The organism is Paenibacillus sp. FSL K6-2393, from assembly GCF_038002545.1.
GTDB lineage: Bacteria > Bacillota > Bacilli > Paenibacillales > Paenibacillaceae > Paenibacillus.
Genome location: NZ_JBBOCU010000001.1, coordinates 2,283,620 through 2,306,970 on the forward strand (window position 1 = coordinate 2,283,620; position 23,351 = coordinate 2,306,970).

General features: G+C 45.9%; 21 protein-coding genes. 14 read left to right on the forward strand and 7 right to left on the reverse strand.

Translation table 11 applies throughout. The features are described 5' to 3' along the window. Nucleotides 1-68 precede the first annotated feature (68 nt). Nucleotides 69-2,174: a methyl-accepting chemotaxis protein gene (locus tag MHI14_RS10055; protein ID WP_341130252.1), complete on the reverse strand. Its 2,106-nt coding sequence runs from the start codon at nt 2,172-2,174 to the stop codon at nt 69-71. Between the two features lie 188 nt (nt 2,175-2,362). Beyond that, nucleotides 2,363-2,962, reverse strand: coding sequence for a 30S ribosomal protein S4 (gene rpsD / locus MHI14_RS10060; protein ID WP_062835377.1), 600 nt, complete (start codon nt 2,960-2,962; stop codon nt 2,363-2,365). Between the two features lie 465 nt (nt 2,963-3,427). Between rpsD and MHI14_RS10065 the strand changes: the two genes are divergently transcribed. From MHI14_RS10065 to MHI14_RS10085, 5 genes are all read left to right on the forward strand, one after another. Next, the gene (locus tag MHI14_RS10065) at nt 3,428-5,419 is read left to right on the forward strand and encodes a sensor domain-containing diguanylate cyclase (protein ID WP_133385492.1); all 1,992 of its coding nucleotides are present in this window, start codon (nt 3,428-3,430) and stop codon (nt 5,417-5,419) included. 97 nt (nt 5,420-5,516) lie between these two features. After that, nucleotides 5,517-6,407: a hypothetical protein gene (locus tag MHI14_RS10070; RefSeq protein WP_341130253.1), complete on the forward strand. Its 891-nt coding sequence runs from the start codon at nt 5,517-5,519 to the stop codon at nt 6,405-6,407. 111 nt (nt 6,408-6,518) lie between these two features. Next, nucleotides 6,519-7,634 carry an aminopeptidase gene (locus MHI14_RS10075; protein ID WP_341130254.1) on the forward strand — a complete coding sequence of 372 codons (1,116 nt, stop codon included), beginning with the start codon at nt 6,519-6,521 and terminating at the stop codon, nt 7,632-7,634. Between the two features lie 96 nt (nt 7,635-7,730). Next, nucleotides 7,731-7,976: an HPr family phosphocarrier protein gene (locus MHI14_RS10080; RefSeq protein WP_036614658.1), complete on the forward strand. Its 246-nt coding sequence runs from the start codon at nt 7,731-7,733 to the stop codon at nt 7,974-7,976. A gap of 225 nt (nt 7,977-8,201) precedes the next feature. Then, nucleotides 8,202-8,495, forward strand: a complete 294-nt coding sequence (locus MHI14_RS10085; RefSeq protein WP_017687426.1) for a YlaN family protein — start codon at nt 8,202-8,204, stop codon at nt 8,493-8,495. A 359-nt stretch (nt 8,496-8,854) separates the two neighbouring features. Here the strand turns inward: MHI14_RS10085 and cax are convergent, their stop codons facing one another. Continuing rightward, nucleotides 8,855-9,925, reverse strand: a complete 1,071-nt coding sequence (gene cax, locus MHI14_RS10090) for a calcium/proton exchanger (protein WP_341130255.1) — start codon at nt 9,923-9,925, stop codon at nt 8,855-8,857. Between the two features lie 183 nt (nt 9,926-10,108). On the opposite strand from cax, the gene MHI14_RS10095 reads away from it, so the two are divergent. Next, a complete protein-coding gene (locus MHI14_RS10095) occupies nt 10,109-10,471 on the forward strand; it encodes an Asp23/Gls24 family envelope stress response protein (RefSeq protein WP_017687428.1) in 363 nt (120 codons plus the stop codon). Between the two features lie 128 nt (nt 10,472-10,599). On the opposite strand, the gene ftsW is transcribed toward MHI14_RS10095, so the two are convergent. Together ftsW and MHI14_RS10105 are read right to left on the reverse strand one after the other, a co-directional pair. Beyond that, a complete protein-coding gene (gene ftsW, locus MHI14_RS10100) occupies nt 10,600-11,889 on the reverse strand; it encodes a putative lipid II flippase FtsW (protein WP_091014278.1) in 1,290 nt (429 codons plus the stop codon). A 13-nt stretch (nt 11,890-11,902) separates the two neighbouring features. Next, nucleotides 11,903-12,250: a YugN family protein gene (locus MHI14_RS10105; protein WP_017687430.1), complete on the reverse strand. Its 348-nt coding sequence runs from the start codon at nt 12,248-12,250 to the stop codon at nt 11,903-11,905. A 210-nt stretch (nt 12,251-12,460) separates the two neighbouring features. Between MHI14_RS10105 and MHI14_RS10110 the strand changes: the two genes are divergently transcribed. The 8 genes from MHI14_RS10110 to MHI14_RS10145 all read left to right on the forward strand — a co-directional run bounded on the left by MHI14_RS10110 (nt 12,461) and on the right by MHI14_RS10145 (nt 20,754). After that, nucleotides 12,461-13,630 carry a M20 family metallopeptidase gene (locus MHI14_RS10110; RefSeq protein WP_133385489.1) on the forward strand — a complete coding sequence of 390 codons (1,170 nt, stop codon included), beginning with the start codon at nt 12,461-12,463 and terminating at the stop codon, nt 13,628-13,630. 195 nt (nt 13,631-13,825) lie between these two features. Next, nucleotides 13,826-15,520: a DNA repair helicase XPB gene (locus MHI14_RS10115; protein WP_133385488.1), complete on the forward strand. Its 1,695-nt coding sequence runs from the start codon at nt 13,826-13,828 to the stop codon at nt 15,518-15,520. A 35-nt stretch (nt 15,521-15,555) separates the two neighbouring features. After that, complete coding sequence (locus tag MHI14_RS10120; RefSeq protein ID WP_133385487.1) at nt 15,556-17,274, forward strand: helicase-associated domain-containing protein; 1,719 nt, start codon at nt 15,556-15,558, stop codon at nt 17,272-17,274. A 152-nt stretch (nt 17,275-17,426) separates the two neighbouring features. Further along, nucleotides 17,427-17,864, forward strand: coding sequence for a YlbF family regulator (locus MHI14_RS10125; protein WP_036614642.1), 438 nt, complete (start codon nt 17,427-17,429; stop codon nt 17,862-17,864). Between the two features lie 30 nt (nt 17,865-17,894). Further along, nucleotides 17,895-18,158 carry a YlbG family protein gene (locus tag MHI14_RS10130; RefSeq protein WP_026080981.1) on the forward strand — a complete coding sequence of 88 codons (264 nt, stop codon included), beginning with the start codon at nt 17,895-17,897 and terminating at the stop codon, nt 18,156-18,158. Nucleotides 18,159-18,323: 165 nt separating this feature from the next. Then, the gene (locus tag MHI14_RS10135; protein WP_017687436.1) at nt 18,324-18,761 is read left to right on the forward strand and encodes a hypothetical protein; all 438 of its coding nucleotides are present in this window, start codon (nt 18,324-18,326) and stop codon (nt 18,759-18,761) included. A 132-nt stretch (nt 18,762-18,893) separates the two neighbouring features. Next, nucleotides 18,894-19,817: a selenium metabolism-associated LysR family transcriptional regulator gene (locus MHI14_RS10140; protein ID WP_076211396.1), complete on the forward strand. Its 924-nt coding sequence runs from the start codon at nt 18,894-18,896 to the stop codon at nt 19,815-19,817. Between the two features lie 67 nt (nt 19,818-19,884). Then, on the forward strand, nt 19,885-20,754 hold the full coding sequence (locus tag MHI14_RS10145; protein ID WP_133385486.1) for a PHP domain-containing protein: 870 nt from the start codon (nt 19,885-19,887) through the stop codon (nt 20,752-20,754). Nucleotides 20,755-20,898: 144 nt separating this feature from the next. Here the strand turns inward: MHI14_RS10145 and MHI14_RS10150 are convergent, their stop codons facing one another. Both MHI14_RS10150 and MHI14_RS10155 read right to left on the reverse strand, forming a co-directional pair. Continuing rightward, nucleotides 20,899-21,345, reverse strand: coding sequence for a GNAT family N-acetyltransferase (locus tag MHI14_RS10150; protein ID WP_091028636.1), 447 nt, complete (start codon nt 21,343-21,345; stop codon nt 20,899-20,901). A gap of 193 nt (nt 21,346-21,538) precedes the next feature. Beyond that, on the reverse strand, nt 21,539-23,311 hold the full coding sequence (locus tag MHI14_RS10155) for an Rqc2 family fibronectin-binding protein (protein ID WP_339310008.1): 1,773 nt from the start codon (nt 23,309-23,311) through the stop codon (nt 21,539-21,541). Between the last annotated feature and the right edge of the window lie 40 nt (nt 23,312-23,351).

A 23,351-nucleotide genomic window follows, 5' to 3' on the forward strand; every position in this document is an offset into this window, starting at 1 on the left:
GCAGGCCACCTCCATGCTGAGGTGCATAGGGTGGCCTGAATGATTTGTCGTTTTGGAGGTCTCCTACATTAGGTTTTGAAGCGTTGAATCAGTTCTAATAGTTCCTGGGTAAGATTAGCCAGTGAGGCAGATGCCGCCGTAATCTCTTCCATGGATGCGAGTTGTTCTTCAGAGGCAGAGGCAACACGAGTTGCATGATCTGCTGTCTCATGACCAATGGTTTTGAGTTGCGCTAACGTGGCATCAACCTGCTGTGATCCAGCTGACATCTGCTGCGCAATGGCTGAGACATGCTCAATCTGCTCATTAACATCTGTAATCTGTGATGAAATGGAGAGGAATAGTTCACCACTCTCATTAATCACTTCCGCTATATGGCTTACCTCGGCGTTCCCCTGTTCCATATTTTCAACGAGAGAAAGGACCTCTTGCTGAACGCTATGAATCAACGCTGCAATCTGCGCTGCTGATGTTCTGGATTGTTCAGCCAGATTACGGATCTCGGAAGCAACAACACCAAAGCCACGCCCGTGTTCACCTGCTCGTGATGCTTCAATGGAAGCATTAAGGGCAAGAAGATTAGTTTGACGGCTAACTTCCGTGATCATGCCTGTAATATGACCAATCTCTTCAGAACGTTGACGGAAATTCTCCAGTGCGGTCATGGACGTCTGCACAGAAGAGGTGGCACTATCGACCATACGCATGGCGGACTGAATCTTATCGGTTCCGACAGTTGTTCGCTCAGCCACAGCTCGCGATGAATCCGATACATCGGAGGCAGCCTTTGCAATTCTTCCGATCCCTGCAGATATTTCATTCATGGAACGGGAGGACTCTTGCAGCTCCTGCACCTGTTTACCTGCTTTATCTGCAACTTCAACTCCTGTTAATGCAATCAGTTCGGCTGCTTTACCTGTTTCTTCGGCACCTGCGGTCAATTGTTGAGAAGTGGAGCCGACAGATAAAGCATGTTCGGATATAACCGAGATGGTATGTCGCAGTGTATCCATCATCTGATTCATATGACCCGCCATGACGCCAAATTCATCTTTGGATCGTACAGGTAACTTTTGTGTCAAATCCCCGCCAGCGAGCTGTCCAGCGACAATATTGACTTGATTCAACTGCCTTACAATGGAGACGATAGTGTAGGTAACCACACCTGCAAGCAGAAGTACTGCCAGTGCGGCAATCAGAATGGACCAATTCAAGCTGTCATAGAAAGGTTGAAGGATGTGGCTCTTTGGCAGCGCCGATACAAGGTACCAGTTTGAATCCGTTCCTTGTAACCTGGCGGGCTCGGCAATAAACAGTTCTTCCCCTACTTCAGGGTCTGTAGCGTAAAACTGGGACTCGCCAGACTGTATACGCTGAATGACTGTCTTCGTTTCAGATGGAATTACGGCTCCTTCATTAGCCAGTTCCGGTTTGGAGCCATGTGCAGCAATCTGTCCTTCACTAGTAATAAGCATGGCATAACCCTGATCCGGATTAAGTGATGCTATATTTTGCTGAAAACGATCAATGGTAAAGTCGGCCCCCACAATGCCCAGAAAAGTTTTGTTTTCATCTAATAGAGGGAGGACAATCGAAACGAGCAGTGTTTCTTTACCACCAACCGTATAGGTAACAGGCTCGGACCAATAGATGGATTTGGTTTTCTTTGGTTGCTGATAGTAAGTACTAGTTTCACCGCTTCCCTCATAAGTAGGCATTGGCTCAAAATGCAGGGAGTTGCCATCGCGTATAACGTATGGAACGAATCGACCCGTAGCATCATCATATTCATTTTTGTTGACGTGATCCGCATCGTTTCCATCAAAGGCGTCAGGTTCCCAACCCGTATAAAAGCCAAAAACTTTCTCGTCCTTTTTCAGATATTGTTCAAGAAGTCTGACGATTTCTTCACGGTTGAGTGATCCGTTCTGAGCAGCATCCAATAACGTGGTACTCATGGTGTCCAACGTGTTTTTGACCTGATTAATGTCAGTCATAAACTCATTCGTAGCCCGGTTTGCTGCCTGTCCAGCAACGGTTTCGCCGTACTGGAGGCTTTTGTCGTAAATGGATTTGGTATTAAATGCAATCAGGGCTCCAATACAACAGATTAATACGATCCCGAGTAAAAGTCCAAGCTTAACAGCGAGCTTGCGGTTGCGAAAAAAATGCATGTTTTAATCCCCCTCGATGTCATTCTTGTGATGTATATATGGATGTGTGCTTCTCCTGAAGGGAGTCTATATTTTATATCGTTATTTACGTTCCTATAATGAAGATAATTAAAAAAAAGCATAGAAAAACAGCTGCCGAGAAAATCTCGACAGCTGTTTGGATTGAAACTTTAATGTGATTGCAACGATTAACGGTTGTAGAACTCGACGATTTGTTTTTCATCGATGTCTTGGGACAATTCAGCACGCTCAGGCAAGCGGATGAATTTACCTTCTACAGCTGCTTCGTTGTATTCAACGTATGCTGGAAGATGCGAACGACCTTCCAAAGCTTCTTTAACGGAAGAAAGAGCGCGGCTCTTCTCACGCAAGCCGATTACATCGCCAGTGCTTACTTGGTAAGAAGCGATATCGACTTTTTTGCCGTTTACAGTTACGTGACCGTGTGCTACCAACTGACGCGCTCCAGCGCGGGAGTTAGCAAACCCAAGGCGGTAAACGAGGTTGTCAAGGCGGCACTCAAGCAAGAACATGAAGTTCTCACCGGCAATACCTTGCATTTTTTGAGCTTTAGAGAACAGTGTGCGGAATTGTTTCTCGCCCAAACCGTACATGTGGCGCAATTTTTGTTTTTCTTGCAATTGCATACCGTAGTTGCTCATTTTTCTGCGTTGGTTAGCTCCGTGCTGACCTGGAGGGAAAGGGCGTTTCAATTCTTTGCCTGTTCCGCTAAGGGAAATGCCGAGGCGACGGCTCAATTTAAATTTAGGACCAGTGTAACGTGCCATGTTTAAAGTAGCTCCTTTTTAGTTAAAGTTCATATTAGGGCTCTGTTTGCGCTCCAATTTGTTGATGCGGGCTTGGCCTCGCATAGAACGATCAGGAAAGTTCAGCCGCTGTCCTGAAAGCAACAAAAAGAATGAGGGTGACACAACCGGTAATGCCCAAATTTAAAGACCCATTAGTAGTCTTCATCAACAATTTATATTACAGTTTAAGAGAAACAAAGTCAAGCGTAGAATAAAAGCAAAAAAACGTCTAAATTTGTCGATAGGTCATTGGGCCTAAAATAATGGGACAATTTTCTGAAATATGGATGCAAAAAAGCTTTAAACAGAGTAAAATAGATTGTATCTTAACTTTAAATCATCTTTATGTAACAAGGTTATCGCAACAAATTTGCAGGTTTGCGATAACGTCTGCAGATTAATGCATCCTTGTGGATGCAAAAACGGTGCAAAGGAGCGCCTGACATGTTAGAACATCTAAGAAGTTTACCTGCCAGCTTGAATTCACGAAGTTCGGGCGATTCCGCATCTTTTGCCGCTCCTCGTTCTCATGAAGAGCATGTGTTGTGGATGCAAAAAATGGATATCACACCTTTTGATTTTTCATATTTGGGCAGCTTGCTAGAGCAGGCATACAGTGACTGGAACTCCAGAGTGGGTTCAAGGCTGGCCAGAACATCAACCTTTTACAGCGTGTGGAACACGGAAGGTGATTGCATAGGATACGATAGCGATCATGAAGCTGATCCGGGCGTAAATGCACGCAGGCTGGTATTGGAATGTTTGGATAAGAGACAGGTCCTGTCCCTTAAAGGGACAAGCGAACACGGAGAATATCTTATAATAACACATCCCTTATTCTCCAGAACAAACAAGGATATGTTTGCCGTATTCACTGCTGTGATCTATGAATCCAATGGATATGAAACGTCTGAAGCTGTGGTTCAATCTGAGGCATTGCATTATCGCACCTGCTTTTACCGAAGATTTGAATACATATTTATGACGGACCTGTTACATGCTCATGAACAAACAGCCCGTGAGGAACACCGGAGGTCCATCCTCTTTCAGATTGTTCAGCGAATGCATGACAAAATGGATGTCGAGGCTATATTGGATGAGGTATTTGACAGTATGGACTACTTGTACCCGGCGACTTATATCAAATTGTATATGTCTCAGGATCAGAGCAACTCTGATCCACGGATTAAACCGTTGCTTGTCCACGAGCGAGGAGAAGATATTTGTGTGCGTTCATTTATGGAAGGTAAGCTGATCGTTGCTCGCTCACATGATGCAGAGAACCGCATTGTAGATGTAGGGATTCCGCTGAAAGGCAAACAAGGCATATACGGTGTGTTCCATATCGAAATGAATGAAGAGATTATGGAAGAATCGGACTTGCAATTGATTACGATGATGGTAGACACTGCAGGAACGGCCTTTGAGAACGCCAAGTTGCATGAACAATCCAATATGTTAATTCAGGAACTTCGTTTAATTAATGATCTTACACAGCGGTTGAACAAAAGCCTGCATCTTTCGGAGATTTATCAACTATCCGAGCAAGAGTTGAAGGAAATATTCCAGGCCGAAACGTGTTGCATTCTTCAACTCAATGACAGTACCAATGACTTCGAAGTCATGTCTTCTAACGTGAAAGATGTTTTTCACCAATCCTTTTCTGTAGACTACGGTATCGCAGGCTTGGTGTACCGAACAGAGGAACCGCTTATTATAGTCAATTATGCGCAATATGATAAAGTGTCCTCCTTTTTCATGGAAGATACGGGATCCATGTCACTGATTGCATCACCGATCAGAGTTAATGGTGAAGTGAAGGGTGCCATTTTGCTTGGACACAGTAGAGAGCACTACTTTTCATATGATAACTATCGGCTCTTGCAGATGTTATCCATTCATATCGGGCTTGCCCTGTCGAATGCCACACTGCATGCCGAGGTTCGGCGCTTGGCTAATCTGGATATGTTGACAGGTCTGTACGTAAGGCATTATCTGGATAGTGTTATCCACGAGCGACAGGCTCATGAATTCTGTGGCTCTCTCATTGTGGTGGATATTGATCAGTTCAAACAGGTGAATGATACATTCGGACACCAGACGGGGGATCAAGTATTGAAACAAGTGAGTGAGATCGTCACCAGCTCTGTTCGCCCGGAAGATGTCTGCGCCAGATGGGGTGGAGAAGAACTGGCGATCTACATGCCACAGGTGAGTGTAAGGCAGGCGCTGGACTATGCGGAAGTGATTCGAAAGAGAGTTGCAGAAGAGACCAGACCGCTCGTCACGGTATCCAGTGGCATCGCAGAGTGGAATTGGATGGATGAAAAGGTCAGTGTAGAGTCCTTGTTTTATCGGGCTGATATGGCTTTGTACAGCGCGAAGAATGGTGGTCGGAACAGAATCGTTGTAGAGGAACAGGATGTAACGCGTTAAGAGAGAACAATTCCAATTGCGGAGTCGTTCTCTTTTTTTCGTCGGAGATCAAGTTGTGTATAGAAGGAAGTATAAGCGTATACGGGCGGGGCAATCTATGGAGAAAGTTCATGGAAGGGTGAAGATAGATATGCTTAACCGCCATTCGGTACGTACATTGTGGTTATTTGTGAGCATCGTGATTATTGGTGTTCCGGGTTGTGGATTCATCCAGCGAGATCGAACGCCCGAAGAGGTTTTTTCCCTGGCTTTATCGGGGATAGCGGGAAAAGAAAAATTGAGTTTTGAAGGAGAGGCAGGGCTTCGACGGGAGAACAGCGGGCTGTTCGAGAATCAGTTCAAATTTGAAGGCAAGCTGGAGAATCATGATCGTCTGACCCTTCAGACCCGATTACCTGGAGAAGTGACCGCTGTGGGCACAGGCATTCAAACAACTGCCGTAAAAAATAATGGACAGCCCAGTGGGTTTAGCGCCTCTTTCGAGCGGAAACAAGGGCAATGGATGGCATTGTCAGCGCAGCATGAGCCGCTGCGTGGGTCTCTTTCTCGTTTTAATCCAATTGCCCAATTGGAGAAGATCGATGGGATGCACAAAACCATTCAATCCGAGTATGGTGCTGGTCGTCGAACCAGAACATTACGGATTGAACTTGCTCCGGAAGACGCCAAATCATGGGCTGTAGCCCAGCTAAACGACGAGATGAACGCCATTCGGGCAGAATATATGCATAAGGCAGCTACGGTGAAAGGGGCGCGTAAGGAGAAGCTTGAGAAGGATCTGGAGAAAGTTTGGAAACAGGGTGAAACAACGATGCAACAGATGATGAAACAAGCGAGCGTGCAGACGGTATATCATCTCACGGTAGATCGGAAGAGCAGTCTGCCTCTTCGCTTATCCTCTGAAAGTCAGATGAGTTACACGGACAACAACCGTAAAAGTAACAAAGAAGCCCTTGTCACCGATGTTAACTTCAAGTCATATCAATAAACGAAGTGAGGGACTGCCTGCTGACGGGATGACTGTTCGCGTGCTACAATAGTATCGTAATTTACCGTTGTTCAATTCAAGTATGGCAGATGACAGGAGGATTTTACCAAGATGAAAGACCCGAGAATTCAAAAGCTTGCAGCAAACCTGGTGGGCTATTCAGTAGATGTACAGCCTGGTGAAAATGTATTGGTTGAGATGATTGGATCGGAACGTGATCTGATTAACGCCATTATTGAAGAGGTAGGCAAAAAAGGTGGTAACGTCTTTGTACAGTTGACTGATAAAACCGTACAGCGTGCGATGCTGAAAAATGCCACAGAAGAAATGATGAAAACATGGGCAGAGATTGATCTGAACCGGATGAAACAGATGGATTGTTATATCGGTATTCGTGCGGGAGAAAATGTGAATGATCTGTCCGATGTGCCGGAAGAAAAAATGAAAATGTACAATTCATTGTACTCCCACCCGGTACATAGTGAACAACGTGTCAAACATACAAAATGGGTTGTACTTCGTTACCCTAACGCAAGTATGGCGCAACTCGCCAACACGAGTACAGAAGCGTTTGAAGATTTCTACTTCGACGTATGTAACCTGGATTACGCCAAAATGGACAAAGCGCAGGACTCGCTCGCTAACCTGATGAAGCGGACGGACAAAGTTCGTATCACCGGACCAGGAACAGAGCTGAGCTTCTCCATTAAAGATATCGGTGCAGAGAAATGTTCTGGCCAAAAAAATATCCCGGATGGCGAAGTGTACAGTGCCCCTGTGCGTAATTCCGTGAACGGAACGATTAGTTATAACTCGCCAACGCTGTATAACGGAGTGACATTTGAAAATATCAAATTCACGTTCGAGAATGGAAAAATCATTGAAGCGACAAGCAACGATACAGATCGTTTGAATGAAATCCTGAATTCGGATGAGGGTGCTCGTCATATCGGTGAGTTTGCGATTGGATTTAACCCGCATATTCTTCATCCGATGAAAGACATCCTGTTCGATGAAAAAATCGCAGGTAGCTTGCACTTTACACCGGGTCAGGCATACGAAGAAACGGACAATGGCAACCGCTCGTCCATCCACTGGGATCTGGTGTTGATCCAGCGTCCGGATTATGGCGGCGGGGAGATTTATTTTGACGATGTGCTGATTCGTAAAGACGGTATTTTTGTTATTCCTGAGCTGGAATGCCTGAATCCGGACCGTTTGAAATAGGAACAGGATTTTGCTGTTGCTAGGAAAGCGGATTCACGGTATCATGTAGTGGTAATTAATAGATGATACCAATAGTAAAAAGACGGAGGGATTCCTATGTCGAGTAATAACGCGGCTGTAGTGGAAATTGCTCAAACAGCAGGCAAGTTTACTTCTTCAATCGTGCTTCATTCGGAGAACAAGTATATCGATGTGAAAAGTATTCTCGGATTGTTTACAACGCTAATCAGCACGCACAGCTATGAACTGCATGTTCATGGTCCAGATGCAGTTGAAGCGAAAGCAGCCATGTCAGAAGTATTTGCCAAGCATGGACTGAATGTAAGCATCGCATCTGAGTAATAGCTCTCAAGAAGCACCTTTGCCTTTTTAGGCAGGGGTGTTTTTTGGCATGGAATGATCTGAATACTCGTCTGGACGTGACTGGAACAGGTGGATTAAGCTTCAACAGAAGGCTTAACTTTGCGGGCTTATTTTGGTCAGGTTCTTGTATTAGCTCTTCATTTCGTCTAATATTAGAGGTAGAACGTCTTTACGCGATTTTTGGGACATAGGGGGGAAAAATGCATGACTTCATCTGATCTGCAGGACCAGCTGAATTTGAAAGCGATCAGTCTTCTTCAAGAAGATGCAGATAAAATACAGAAGCTTATTGAAGTACAGATGGAGAATCTGGCTACCCGCTACTGCCCTCTCTATGAGGAAGTATTGGATACACAGATGTATGGGTTCTCCAAGGAAGTTGATTTTGCTGTTCGTGCAGGGCTCCTTCCAGAAGGTGCAGGTAAGCAGCTGGTTAGCGCGCTTGAGCGGAATTTGGCAATTCTATATGAAGCCTTGAACAAGAAGAATGAGCAATAGCCTGCAGATGCGCGGGTCAGAATAGAAGGCATGCAGGCGTTTATGCATGCTTTTTTTGTGCGTCTGAACGGGATGGGGATGCAAGCCAGCCGGAAGGCGTATACAAGCAAAGAGACAGCACCGAAGGTAAATTCGGGCTGCCTCTTTTGTTATATAAATTAAACTAAACATTTACACAAAACGGAGAGGACAGAAATAACCTGAAGAAGCGGAGCGTTCGCCTTTATCCCCGGATTTAACCCTTTATAAAAGGAATCAAAAAAATCTGGGGATAACAGCGATCGGAAGGTTGTTCTGTTATCGGAGTGTCCAGTGTAAATATTCTTTAGTTCAACTTATATAGCTTGGTGAGGGCCTGGTTACACCAAGAAGAAGGATACACCGAGTATGATATATACCACGAGCAGGAGTAAACCTTCGTACCAATTCGTTGAACCATCTTGGGTAATGGACTTTGCAATAAATACGGATACGCCGATGGCGACCAGTTCAATCGTTGTGAATACGATATCCATGGTTCTGCCTGTGAAGTAGCTGACAAAAATCAGAACAGGAGCGACGAAGAGCGCGATCTGCAGGCTGCTGCCAACCGCAATCTCGACGGCTGCTCCGATTTTATTTTTCATGGCAAGCATGATGGCTGCACTGTGTTCGGCCGCATTACCGATGATGGCCACAAGGAATGCACCGACAAACAGCTCGCTAAGTCCAAATTCCGAAGTGAAGACTTCGAGCGTGCCCACCAGCCATTCACTGACAAAGGCAACCATGATTGTTGCGAGCACCAGGTAGAGAATAGATTTTTTCTTGGACCATGCCGGAGCATGCTCGTGGGGTAGCTCTTCATCGCGATCCTCAGTAACGTCTGCAAGGTAGTTCTTATGCGTCACCATGGAGAATAGCAACCAAGCAATATACGCGAGAATGAGCAATCCGGCTACAATGAGACTAAGGGTATTCGTGTCTTTCTGTGTAATGGAATGTGTATTAAGAAAGACTGCCGGGATAAACAGGGCAATGATGGCAACAATCATCAGGGAACCATTCAGACCTGCAAGTGAGACATTATAATTCTGAATTTTGAACTTGAGTCCTCCGGCAAAAATACTTAACCCAAGCACTAACAGCAGATTTCCGATAATGGAACCTGTCAGACTTGCTTTGACCATGTCGAACAGTCCCTCTTTCACGAGGAAAATGGCGATGATCAATTCGGCTGCATTGCCGAAGGTTGCATTCAAGAATCCACCCAGCCGCTGTCCGGCGTAGTGGGCCACATTTTCGGTGGCTTTGCCTAAAAAACCGGCCACAAAAATAACCGAAATGGCTGATATCACGAACTGTAGAATCGAATCCCATTTCAAGTAGTGGGCGATGGCACTGAGTGCAAAGAAAGCAATCAGCAAAATGGATGAAATCCGGTTTCTCACAACAAACACCTCGGTTATAAATTATTTTGTTTTAAATTACACTGTAAATCGCTTATGAGATTATTTTCATATTTCAATATAACCAAATGGTGGTAGGTTGTAAACGCATCTTTTTGAGTTTAATTTGCTTTTTGGGGTGGAAAGGATTTAAAATACGAGTAACGAAGTGAAGGAGGATGTGGCATGGCAGAACAACTTCAACTGGAGAGCGGAAACATCCGGATTGCCGATGACGTGGTTGCAAAAATTGCCGGAATGGCTGCAATGGAAACGCCCGGAATTGCCGCAATGTCTGGAGGTTTGTCAGAGGGCTGGGCGAAGCGACTCAGCGGTAAAAACGTACAGAAAGGCGTGAGCGTTGAGGTCGGCCAGCTGGAAGCAGCCATTGACCTGCGCATCATCGTCCTGTACGAAACCCCGATTCATGAAGTTTCCCGTATGCTTCAGCAGAATGTAAGAGAAGCGGTAGAGACCATGACCGGATTACGCGTGGTTGAAGTCAATGTAAAGGTAGAAGGCGTATCTTTCAAAGGCGACGATCTGTAGAAATCGCAATCCGCAATGGAGGACAGAGTCATATTGACCTGTTCTTCATCTTGATAGACAGAATAGTACCGAGTACACAGAAAAAGGCTGCGCATCCATTAGGTGCACAGCCTTTTTTGTGTTGTTCTTTATCGAATCCGACGGATGGACTCCCGTGAACGAAGAGCAGGAGAGGTACGAGTCTGTGTCTGTACAGTCACGGACTTCGTTTTCTCTTCCTTGATCACGTCCAGATTGTTGGTGCGTGAGATACTGAGCAGAATGCCCATGGCAACCATCATCACAAAGAGTGAGGTGCCTCCATAACTGATGAACGGAAGCGTAACCCCCGTCACCGGTATGGTCTGAGTTACACCACCAATGTTGATAAATGCTTGAATCGCAATCAGTCCCATGATACCTATGCCGACCAATGTTCCGAATGGATCGGGACAGCGGAGAGAGACAATAATTCCGCGCCAGATGAAGTACAGGTAAACAAGCAGGAATAATGCACTTCCTATGAATCCAAGTTCTTCCCCAATTACGGAGAAAATAAAGTCATTATAAGCATTTGGCAAATAGTGCAGCTTCATCGTACCTTGTCCAATCCCGGAACCTGTCATACCGCCATCACCAATGGCAACAAGGGAACGGTAGAGGTTAAGACTTCCGCCATTAATATCGGATAATGGATTCAGGAAAGCTTGAATACGTCCGATCTTGTAGTTCTGCTCCGCAGTGACTGCTGTTGTAGCAGTTGTTGTGTCGGAAGGAGACATGGAAGAAAACAGAGAATTCGCTCCAAACGCCAGTGCCCCACCGAGTACAACCAGGAGAATGGAACCCAGGATATGTTTCATACTGGCTCCACCGGCATAGATCAAGAGACCACAGGTGGACACCAGGATAAAGGTGGTACCGAAGTCTGGTTGCAGCATAATCAGTCCTGCGATGAATCCAACGATGAACAAGACGGGAAAATACCCTGTCTTGAAAACCCTGAATTTCTCACCTTTTTTGGTAATAAGAGCAGAGAGATAGAGAATAATAGCAATTTTCGCGAACTCTGCAGGCTGAAGACTAAAACCGAAAATGTGAATCCAGCTTCGTGCACCGTTCAATACTGCACCTGAGATCAAAACAATCACCAGCATGACCGTAGTGAGCAGGAAAAAGGGTGCATAGAGCTTTTTGTACTTGTTGAAGCGGATATTCATGGCAAAAAACATGCCAAATAGACCGATAATCGCCCACATAAGTTGTTTTTTCGTGAAGTAAAGGGCATCATTGTTAAATTTATCGCTTGCGATTGCAATGCTGGAACTGGAGCTGAATACCATCACCAGTCCAAAGCCCACCAACAATAAAGTGAGGATTAGCAGTTGAAAATCCGGCGTGCCTCTCTTCGTTTTCGTTTGGGCCGTTTGTTGTTTCATCGTTTGGCCCAGCCTATGCTTCCAGCAGTTCTTTGAGCTGCTGTAATTTTTGGGCTGCCAGCTTCACGACTGGTTGCGGAACGGAAGAGTCATAATCCAGGCCGTGAGGGAAAGTGGCTTTGCCAAGGTATACTGCTTCAACAGCAAGAACGGTATCCGGTTTTTCCAATTTGCCTTCCACAGCGCGGGTATTAATGCGTACAAAGTATTCTGAGTTGGTTTGTTCATCTTCAATTTTGTAGTCATATGTAGCACGGTAATATTCCCATTGCCACCGGACAAATCCGACTTTCTCGGCGCTCTCATCCAGGTATGCCAAGTCGCTCTTCAAGCCATCCAAGCCTGTATTCTCAAAAATCATAAGCGTTTGATCCTCCTCATAAGCTTCCGAGTATAATTTCTCGAGTATTTCTCTAGTTCATGATAGTATGTTTCCCCTTCCCGTGCAAGCTTTCCGAAGGCGTTTCGTATCGGTTTTCTTCCAATTCTGCTACAATATACAGCAATAGGTTTGAAGAGGAAGGTTCGGGCTTGATATAAGTCCCGTTCAAGATTGAAAGGGTGGAGAGAAATGACTAATAATATATGGTGGGAAGATCTGCAGATCCACATGGTGGAATGGCGGCGTCACCTTCATCGCAATCCAGAGGTTTCCTTTCATGAGGAGAAGACATCCTCTTTTGTAGCGGATATGTTGGAGAGTTTTGGCGTGGAAGTGAGGCGTCATGTTGGTGGTCACGGGGTCATCGGTACCCTTCGTGGGGACAAGCCGGGTCCTGTCGTCATGCTGCGAGCTGATATGGACGCACTTCCAATTCAGGATGAGAAGAATATCGAGTATGCATCACAACAAGCAGGAGCGATGCATGCATGTGGCCACGATGGTCATATCTCAATCTTGCTCGGTACGGCATTGTATTTCAGCCGTCACAAGCAGGAGATTCAAGGCGAGATTCGCTTTTTGTTCCAGCCAGCAGAAGAGCTGCTTCCGGGCGGTGCAGTCCAGGTCATTGCGGATGGTGCGCTTGAAGGCGTGGATGTTATATACGGAATTCATCTGTGGACCCCGCTGCCTGTAGGTGTTGTTGCCAGTAAAGCAGGACCGATGATGGCTGCGGCGGACGATTTTTACATTGAGATCAAAGGCAAAGGTGGACATGGCGGGATGCCACAATCCACGATAGATAGTCTTATTGCGGGTTCTGCGCTTGTGATGCAGCTTCAGACCGTTGTCAGTCGTTCGGTTGATCCATTGCAACCCGCGGTGCTGACCATTGGTACAATGCAGGCGGGCTCGGCTCAGAATGTAATTGCAGAGCAATGCAAAATGAGCGGTACGGTAAGAACGTTTGATGAAGAGACCCGAAACGGGATGAAAGAGCGCGTGCTTACCATGGTAGCCCAGACAGGGGCAGCTTATGGGGCAGAGACGCAAGTGAAATATATTATGGGATATCCGCCTGTGGTGAACGATGAACAGGAGACAGCGCGTTTCTTCAGAGAAGCTACAGAATTATTTGGGACAGAACGAGTGCAAGCATCCCCCATGCTGATGCCAGCGGAAGATTTTGCGTATTATCTGCAGAAGGTGCCAGGGTGCTTTATGTTTGTTGGAGCAGGCAACCCGGATAAAAATGCGATCTATCCGCATCATCATCCGATGTTTGATTTTGATGAAGACGCGATGCAGACTGCCGTAAGATTATTTATCGCCATGGCCAAGGGTTACACAGCCGAATGACTTTATAGCTAGTTGGGCATCCTGTTCATACCGAGGTATGGGCAGGATGTTTTTTTTGTGGATTTTTATAAATGTTGTTCAAAAAGTCCATCTTCTCGGTACTGAAAACCAGACTTTTTGAACTCGCAATTATACAGGTTCATTTTCGGAAGCTGCCGGAACTGGACTTTTTTTGTGATAGGAGGAAGGCTCCAAATGGAAGGAACAGAACATATGGTAAGGACAGATGCTTGTATCGTTCAGCGAGATTTTACAGTTTTGCTGGAAGTTGGCCACCCCGGATTCGAAAGAGCAAGAGAGCAGCTTGGGATGTATTCAGAACTGGTTAAGACACCGGCAGCGTTCCATACTTACCGAATCACTCCGTTATCGCTCTGGAATGCGGCTGCGCTGGGATGGAATGCAGATCAAGTCATCGCAAGTCTGGAGCTGGTATCCCGCTGGAACGTGCCTGCTGCACTAATACAGGATGTTCGGAGAATCATGGATCAGTATGGCAAATTAAAGCTGCATTCCGAAGCAGATCACACCAGAATGCGTCTTTACAGTGAGGATGAGCGGTTGCTGGATGAATTAAGTGGATTGAAAACGATAGCTGCCTTTCGGATGGAACGCAAGGACGCTCATGAACTTCTGCTCCCAGGAGAACAGCGAGGGTTATTAAAAAGGGAATTAACACGATTGGGTTACCCTGTGCTTGATTACGTGGGGTATCGGGAGGGAACCAAACTTTCATTTGATTGGCGGTCTAATGATCCAGGGGACCACTCTGAGCGATTTGCGCTGCGTTCTTACCAGAGAGAGGCTGTAGATGCATTCGAAGGCAGTGAGGGCATGGGAGGAAGTGGTTTACTCGTACTTCCTTGCGGGGCAGGAAAAACGGTCATTGGCATGGCGGTGCTGGAGCGGCTTCAATGTGAATGCCTTATTTTGACGTCCAATACAACGTCTGTGCGACAGTGGATTCAGGAAATTCAAGACAAAACCACGATTACCAGCGAACAGATTGGTGAGTATTCAGGTCAGAAAAAACAGGTGAAACCTGTGACTGTAGCTACATATCAGATTCTTACCCACCGGAAATCAAAGAACGCTGATTTTACCCACATCAAACTGCTCAGTGAGCGGCAATGGGGGCTGATCATATATGATGAAGTACATTTGCTGCCAGCACCAGTGTTTCGTGCAACTGCGGATATTCAAGCTACGCGAAGACTGGGATTAACGGCTACATTGGTTCGAGAGGATGGCTGTGAACAGGATGTTTTCTCGTTAATTGGTCCGAAGCTCTATGATATGCCGTGGAAACAACTGGAGCAGCAAGGGTGGATTGCTGATGTACAATGCCAGGAGATACGTATCCCATTTTCCCCGGAACTAAGATCGAATTATCTGCAAGCCGAGGTTAAGCACCAATTTCGATTGGCTGCAGAGAATCCGGCGAAAGTAAGTGTAGTCAAGCGTTTGCTTGAACGTCATCGGGATTTGCCTGCACTTGTGATTGGACAATATCTGGATCAACTCGAGTTGATTGCCCGGGAAATTGAAGCACCTCTAATCTCGGGGACCATGTCACAGCAAGAGCGAATCAAGTGGTTTGCCGCTTTTCGACGAGGAGAGATTAAAACGATTGTGGTATCCAAGGTTGCCAATTTTGCTGTGGATCTGCCCGATGCTGCTGTTGCGCTTGAGATATCCGGGAGTTTCGGGTCAAGGCAGGAAGAGGCACAGCGTTTGGGGAGAATTCTGAGACCGAAAGCTGGAGAAAATAAAGCATATTTCTATGCGCTGGTATCAGAGGATAGTAAGGAACAGGAGTTTGCATTAAACCGTCAGATGTTCTTGGTGGAGCAGGGATATGAATATGCCATCGTTCATGAGAACGAATAGTCCATTTATACTCGCGAAAAGAGGAGGATTGGGATATGTCTTCATTTGAACCAATAGATGAGCCTGTGGTACTGAACCTTGATTCATGGTCAAAGCTTGCTTTGGTGGAACAAAAAGTGCTTGGTGCAATTTTTCACAAACATGCGGGTCAGCCTTTTTCCTCCCTCCTGCCGCGAGAACAGTGGGCCATTGAAGGACTAAGTGTCGCAGAAGCCAAATCTTCATTCGCCAACCTTAGGCAGCAAAGATGGATTGAATCTGTATATAAGAGTTGGGGGGAGCGATTATTCTATATTCCTGCTTCGCTGATGGAGACGTTGACGATTGCTTACGCACAAAGAGTGGGTATAACTGTTGAAAAGATGGCACAGCATGCTCATGTACTTCAGGAAGGAAAGCCGGATCTCGCTGCAGAGTTGATTCATCTGATCGCTTGGATCCCAAGAGAAGGACTTCCTTTGACAGGTAAAGGTACGATACATAAGAGAATGGTTCAAAAATTAAGTGCAATAACAGTACTATCCGCCACAGACTTTGATGGTTTGGGCATCCAATATGAACATTCGGATTTGTATCCGACCCACGTAGCTATCCTTCTCGATCTACTGCTCAGTCTGAATCTCGTTCAGAAGTCAGATGATCGAATTCAGATTGTAGATCATCGATTACAAAAATGGTTGAAGCTCTCGTGGAGACAGATGCATCGGGAAATATATCAAGCGTGTATGGAAAGATACGGAGAAGCTGAACCCGCGTTGCAGCATTTCCGTTATCAATTGGCATTGTTTGCTCCAGAAAAAAACATATGGTGCCATATAGAGAATTCGGAATTGAAACCACGGGTCAGGGGCTGGCTTTGCGCACTAGCTTGCTGGGGTTATGGTGAAGTAGGAGAAGATCAGTCGGGAGAGCTGGCATTTCGCTGGCTGATCGAACCGCAGAGCCTGTTAAATCGGGAACAAGAGATGGTAAGTGAGAGGGAGCCGTCTGGATTTTACATGCAGCCTGATTTTGAAATGTTGGTGCCGCCGGAAGCAGGGCCTGATGTGATCTGGATGCTGGAGCAATACGCAGAACGGGTGACACGTGATCGAATGTCGATCTACCGTTTGACAAGAGAACGATTCATTTCGGCCATAGCCAGAGGGTATGGGTTACCTGAAGTGATAGAGTTTCTGGATCAATATGCGCTAACAGGTATACCGGAGAATGTACGGATTGCGTTAGCAGATTGGGGCAAGGAGACGGATGCTGCACCATTGACTGTAGATAGAAGTATGGAGGTAATGGAGGAAAGTACAGGCTCCACAGATGATCCGAAGTTATTAGAAAAAGATATGTTTAGCGGTGTATATTCTTCTTTCTACACACCGGATAATCAAGGTCTGGTTGATGTCCCTGCATTTCTGCATGGGTTGGAGCGTGATCATTCTGTCATTGAGAAGAAGTTCTCTCTGTTGGGATTTGAGGAGATACCGGAGACCTGGTACAGGGAGTGGCGTCGATATCATAGTTCAACAGCGCGACAGATTGCTACCAAAGCCATTGAGTGGCAGACCAAGCTGGGGATACAACAGGAAAATCGTACGCAATACCTCATTCCACATCAGGTAGAGGGTCATGAACAATGGACTTTAAGCGGTTGGTGCATGCTGGATTCAAATGAACATACATCAGAGACGGAATGGCGTACATTCTCCCCGTCAGAGTGGGATACAATGCGTCTTATCTTGCCAGATGATGTCATAACCTGACTATTTCACGTAAATATCAGGTTGAAAGGCGAATTTTCGAGCTCCCCCTATTTCTAATTGCAGGAAAAACTCTTCTTAACTATTCATGGATATGCTATGATGAGGTAGTCTACGTTAAGTAGAACTTTATATATAGATAGGATGAATATTTCATGAGCGTAGCGGAAATGAACACGGTCGATATGGCCCAAGTGTTAACGGGCGCATATGAACTGGGCGACATGATTAACCAATCTGCCGAAGTATCGGATTATTTATATTGGAAGCAGCAAGTCGAGACTACCCCTGAGATTCAGATGGGGATTCGGAAGCTGAATGCCAAGAAGGAATTGTTTGAAGAAACACAGCGCTTCGGTCATTTTCACCCGGATTATCATGCAGCAAAAGACCAGGTGAAGGCTCTGGAACAGGAGTTGGAAAATTTCGAGGCGGTAATCCGCTTCAAACAGGCAGAGAAGTCCCTGGATGATATGTTATTCCAGATGTCAGAGACCATTGCATTCGCAGTGTCAACAACCATTAAAGTACCGAGCAATGACCCGAATCCGAAGGGCGGCTGCGGTAGTGGCGGCAAGTGTGGTTGCAGTTAAGTAATCATTATAGAAGGGCGGGGAACGATGATGTTTGCGGAAAGGACAGGATTCATTATTTGGGTCAGTGATTTGAAGGCTGCCCGTAATCTCGAAAAATATGGCACCGTGCATTATATCTCCCGCCGTATGCATTATGTAGTCATGTATGTTAATGCAGAACGGGCTGATGATACGATGAAAAATGTGAAGCGACTTTCCTATGTGCGCAAGATCGAACGCTCGTATCGTAATGAGATCAAAACCGAGTATGCCAGCAAAACGATGGACAAAACGAGCTTTTACGGAATATAGACGAGAAACTGGAGGGACCCTTTGGGGTCGCTCTTTTCTTGAATTATGCACAAATGGACTCTTATGAAAAAAAGTTAAACTTACGCCTTGAGGTTGCGGGACTAATGTTGTAATATATTTGGTAATAAATAGATAGAAAGTCCTATCTGGTGGAGAGTGATTCCCATGCGTGATAAGGTGATGCAACGTTGGAGCACCTACGAGCCGTTTTTCGTGGCTCTTGGAGACAAGAAAGTGGCCGACATCGTCATTACCCATCATGCCAAGATGCGGTATGCAGACCGTATTGAGCCTGCACGTAGTGATGATGACCATATTGCGGCGTGGTTATGGGAGTGTCTGAAGCAGGACCGTATAACACCATACTACCGTAATGAACAGGACGTCTACCTGATTGATGAGGATCTGGTGGTGGTCGCCGAATTTTCCGAACTTGAAGGAGAATATGATATTGCGGGCAACCCGCTGCACAAAATGATTGTGGTTACGTTTCTGGGACGTATGTCGGAGACCATTGAGTTGAGGGACCTGAAATCATATTATTCATGGTTAAGACATTCAAGAAGAATGACGTTGGTCAAAAATAGCCGCAAGCATAAGTAAGCCTGAGTAGATTCAATATGTTGAAATCATAGATTCAAGTATTATCGCATGCAGACAAGCTGCATGCTTTTTTTGTTGCCAAGCGGGAAATCGGCTACAATGTAGAGAGTGTAATCGAAGAGGGGCGAAGATATGAATTTTCACCAATTGCATATTTTTTATACGGTAGCAGAGAAGGGGAGTTTCTCGGCTGCTGCACAAGCATTACATATGACTCAACCGGCAGTAACGATGCAGATTCAATCATTGGAGGACTATTTTGGGACAAAGTTACTGCATCGTTCCACCAAAAAAATAGAATTATCCGAGGCTGGCCGGACTTTATTGCCTCATGCGAAACGGAGTGTAGAGCTGGTCAGACAGACGGACGAAGCGATGTCGGCGTTTACTCAGATGTTACAAGGTCGACTCCAGCTGGGAGCCAGTTTAACAATCGGGGAATATGTGCTTCCGCGCATGCTCGGACCATTTGCGCTTCAATATCCGGATATTTCAATCGTCATGAAAGTGATGAATACAACGCAAATTATGGATGATATATTAAAGCACCAGCTTAATTTTGGTCTGATTGAAGCGCCAGTGCACCACCCGGACATGATTGTAGAGCCTGTCATGCAGGACGAGCTGAAACTGATTGTACCTGCCGGGCATGATCTGGCTAAGCGTAGCAAAGTGAATATTGAGGATGTCATGAATTATCCTTTTGTGCTGCGTGAGAAGGGCTCGGGTACTCGTCAGGTGATGGAAGACCAATTGCAAAAGAAAAAGATTGATCCACAGGATATGAATGTTGTAATGGAACTTGGCAGTACAGGAGCGGTAAAATCAGCCGTGGAGGCAGGGGTAGGTATTACGATGTTATCTCCTTCTTCGGTGCAGCATGAACTGGCTCTGGGACTTGTTCATATTGTGGATATCCGCGGACTCGAATTCAAAAGGCAGTTCTATGCCATCCATCTAAAATCGTCCTTGTTGCCCCTGTCAGCAGTCGCTTTCCTGAATTATCTGCGTCAGCAGGAGCAGCCTGAGTCGGTACATAAGACGGGAAAGGCATAATAGTTGGCAACATCAATGATAGATAAGATTGAATCATAATCAATTTTACACAAAGGAGCTGTTGTTCATGGATCAGCGCCAAGGACGCTGTGATCTTCATACGCATAGTCAGGCTTCCGATGGAATGCAGCCACCTGCTGATAATGTGAAGCTTGCCAAACAAAAAGGTCTATCTGCGGTTGCCCTAACGGACCATGATACAGTAGCTGGTGTAGCGGAAGCTCAGCAAGCGGGAAAAGAGTACGATATTGATGTTGTTGCCGGAGTGGAGATCAGCACTCGGGCTGGTGGGAAAGATATTCATGTGCTCGGGTATTATGTGAATACAGAGGATGAGCAGTTCCTGCAACGGTTGCGCGGATTACGAGAAGCACGAGATGAGCGAAATCATCTGATTATTGGCAAGCTGCAGGAACTCGGGCTTGATATAAGCTGGCAGGAGGTACTCGATGAGCTAGGACGGCCGTTAGAGCCGGATGAGAGTATCGGCAGACCTCATATGGCTGATGTGTTGGTGAAGAAGGGATATGCTGTAGACATGCGGGATGCATTTGATCGATATCTTGCTGAAGGCAAGCCTGGCTTCGTATCTGTACCCCGAGTTGCACCCGAGGATGCGTGTGAGTGGATCAGAGCCGCTGGTGGAGCCGCTGTGATTGCCCATCCGGGTCTCTATAATGATGATGAATTGGTGCGACGTATCATCGAAGACTCTCGTCCAGATGGCATTGAGGTGTTTCATTCGGACCATGGCCCGGAAGAGGAACGCAGGTATGGTAAGCTGGCCAAGGAATACGACCTCATTGAAACAGGTGGATCTGATTATCATGGCAAACGGCAAGGTGTTGTTTTCCACGGGGATCTTGGTAGCAAGACCGTGACGGTTGATGTGTTGGAAAGGCTGAAGGCAGCTGCTTCACAGCAAAAAGTAGAGTAAGCGAGACGTTGCAACGCTCTATCTGACTATAATAAATTCTGTATTACTGGCTACATTTTAAGATCGAAGGAGAAAAGGACATGCAATCATGATAGGGCTGAACCTTCATGTTTGCATGTCCCTTTTTTTTGTTTTCAAAAGAGTCTACGTAATGGAATAGTTTACCCAAGCGCCACGGTTAGCCCCAAGACGTTCGAATAATTGCTGTGCCCGCTCATTGGTCACTGCTGTGATCCAAGACATATATGCACATCCATGGTCACGCGTATACTGCTGACAGTGTGCAAATAATTTGGCTTCTGCTTCGCCCTCTCTGAATGTTTCCGTAACAAATAGGTCATTCATGATGGCGACACGCTCTGCTTTCATCGTGCTGTAAGTAAAGAACAGGGTGGAAAATCCGATAAGCTTCCCGTCCTCTTCTGCCACGAATTGAGCACCGATCTGCTGATTAAGCAGGTTGTTGATCAAAAGCTGGATGGATTGATCACCAGGCCAAGGGTTGTTGTAGAATCCCACCACATAGTCATGCATTAATGCCATCAGGGGTTTCAGATCATCAGGTTGAGTTTCTCTGATATGTATGGTCATGATACACTTCCTTAACAGTAGTTTTAATTATCACAATTGAATTATTATACATATAAATGAATTAATATTCAATGAGGAAACTAAATAAGCTGAGCTTCACATAACATTGAAACAAGTAGTGAAACCACAAAAATCCCCTGAACCGTTAATGGTCAGGGGATTCTGTCTTTGTTACTGTTACATCTATATAGCCTTATCCATTTTTAATGGTTGATGGCAGACTTTTGATCAATTCATCATTTGGAGTGACAAACAAGGTCTTCTGGTGATCATAGATCACAAAACCAGGCTTCGCACCACTTGGTTTGCGCACATGACGGATAAACGTGTAATCCACAGGCACACTGCTGGACTCCTTGGCTTGGCTGAAATAGGCAGCAAGCTGTGCTGCTTCTTCCAATGTAGCTTCACCAAAGTCCGTACTGCGAATAACGACATGTGAACCTGGAATGTCTTTGGTATGCAGCCAGGTGTCGTTGGAAGAAGCAAGACGGTTGGTCACATACTCATTTTGCAGGTTGTTTTTGCCCACAAGAATATCAATTCCCTCAGAAGAGGTAAACTGGTGTACGGTCGGACGGTCACTTTTCTTCTTCTTTTTACCCTTTTTATTGCGATCACGAAGGTATCCCTGTTGCACAAGCTCATCCCGTATTTCCTCAATATCGTTCATAGATGCGATGGACAATTGCTGCAACAGGTTATCGAGATAGTCAATCTCGTCTTTGGTTTTGCCAAGCTGCTCATGAATGACAGCCAGACTGTTCTTGTATTTGTTATACCGCTTGAAATAACGTTGTGCGTTGTCAGACGGTGTGAGCAGTGGATCAAGCTGAATGGTAATGTTGGCTTGGTCTTCATCGTAGAAGTTCACAAGCTCCACGCTCTTGTCCCCTTTGTGGACCTGATGCAGGGAGGCGAATAGCAACTCACCCCATAGTCTGAACTTGTCTGCATCGTCCGCTTCCAGCAGGTCCTTGTTCAGGTTGTCCAGCTTTTTGATGTTTTTGCTTCGCTCATTCTGCAGAAAACGGAGCAGATCACTTACTCTTTGTTTTACCGTGTCCCGCTCAGCTTTGTCTCCGTAATAATCTTCCATGCACTTGCTCATCGTGTCATAGGTTTTCTCCAAGTCCTGAATGCTCTGAAGATGAACGGCCGAGAAAATCATTTTGCCTTTGGCGTTTGTTCCGGTTACAGGCGTGTAGATATGATCTCTGACAGGTCCCATCACGGCTTCAAAAGCGTTCCAGAGTGCACCAGCCTCAACTCGGCTCTCACCCTCAACCACATCTGGAGTGCTCACGGTGCCTTCAAGAGCAATCCCACGGGCAGCAATCTCTCCCGCAATTAACGGGCTAAGACCGCTAAAGGAATTCACAAGCCAGCGTGATGCCTCTTCTTCAACGGCATGATAGCTGTCCTCGAATGCTGTCCGGCTCACTTCGAGCGGATTACTTTTATGTTGTTCGGGTGGAGCGGTATACGAGAATCCAGGCATGATTACCCGGTAGCTGCTGATGGAAGGAGTCACATGATGAATGCCATCCAGAATCGTTTCTGTAACGGGATCAAGCAAAATAATGTTACTGTGACGCCCCATCAATTCAATGATGATCCGTTTAACCGATACATCCCCTAGTTCGTCACGCTGGCGCACATTGATGTGGATGATACGTTCCATGCCAATCTGACGGATCTCCTCAATGATTGCACCTTCACAGTGCTTGCGGAGCAGCATGCAGAACATGGGTGCTTCCGTAGGGTTAAGGAATGTCTTTTCCGTAAAATGCACACGGGGATAGGTTGGGCTTGCCGAAACAAGCAATTTACTATTACCGCGTTGAGCACGTAGGGTGAGAACTACGTCATGGCCATTCGGCTGATGGATTTTGCTGATGCGTCCACCAATGCAGCCTTGCAGTTCATGAACAATGGCCCGTGTTACAATGCCGTCCAATGCCATTTTTTCCACTTCCTCTCTCTATCGAGCATCTGCATTTATC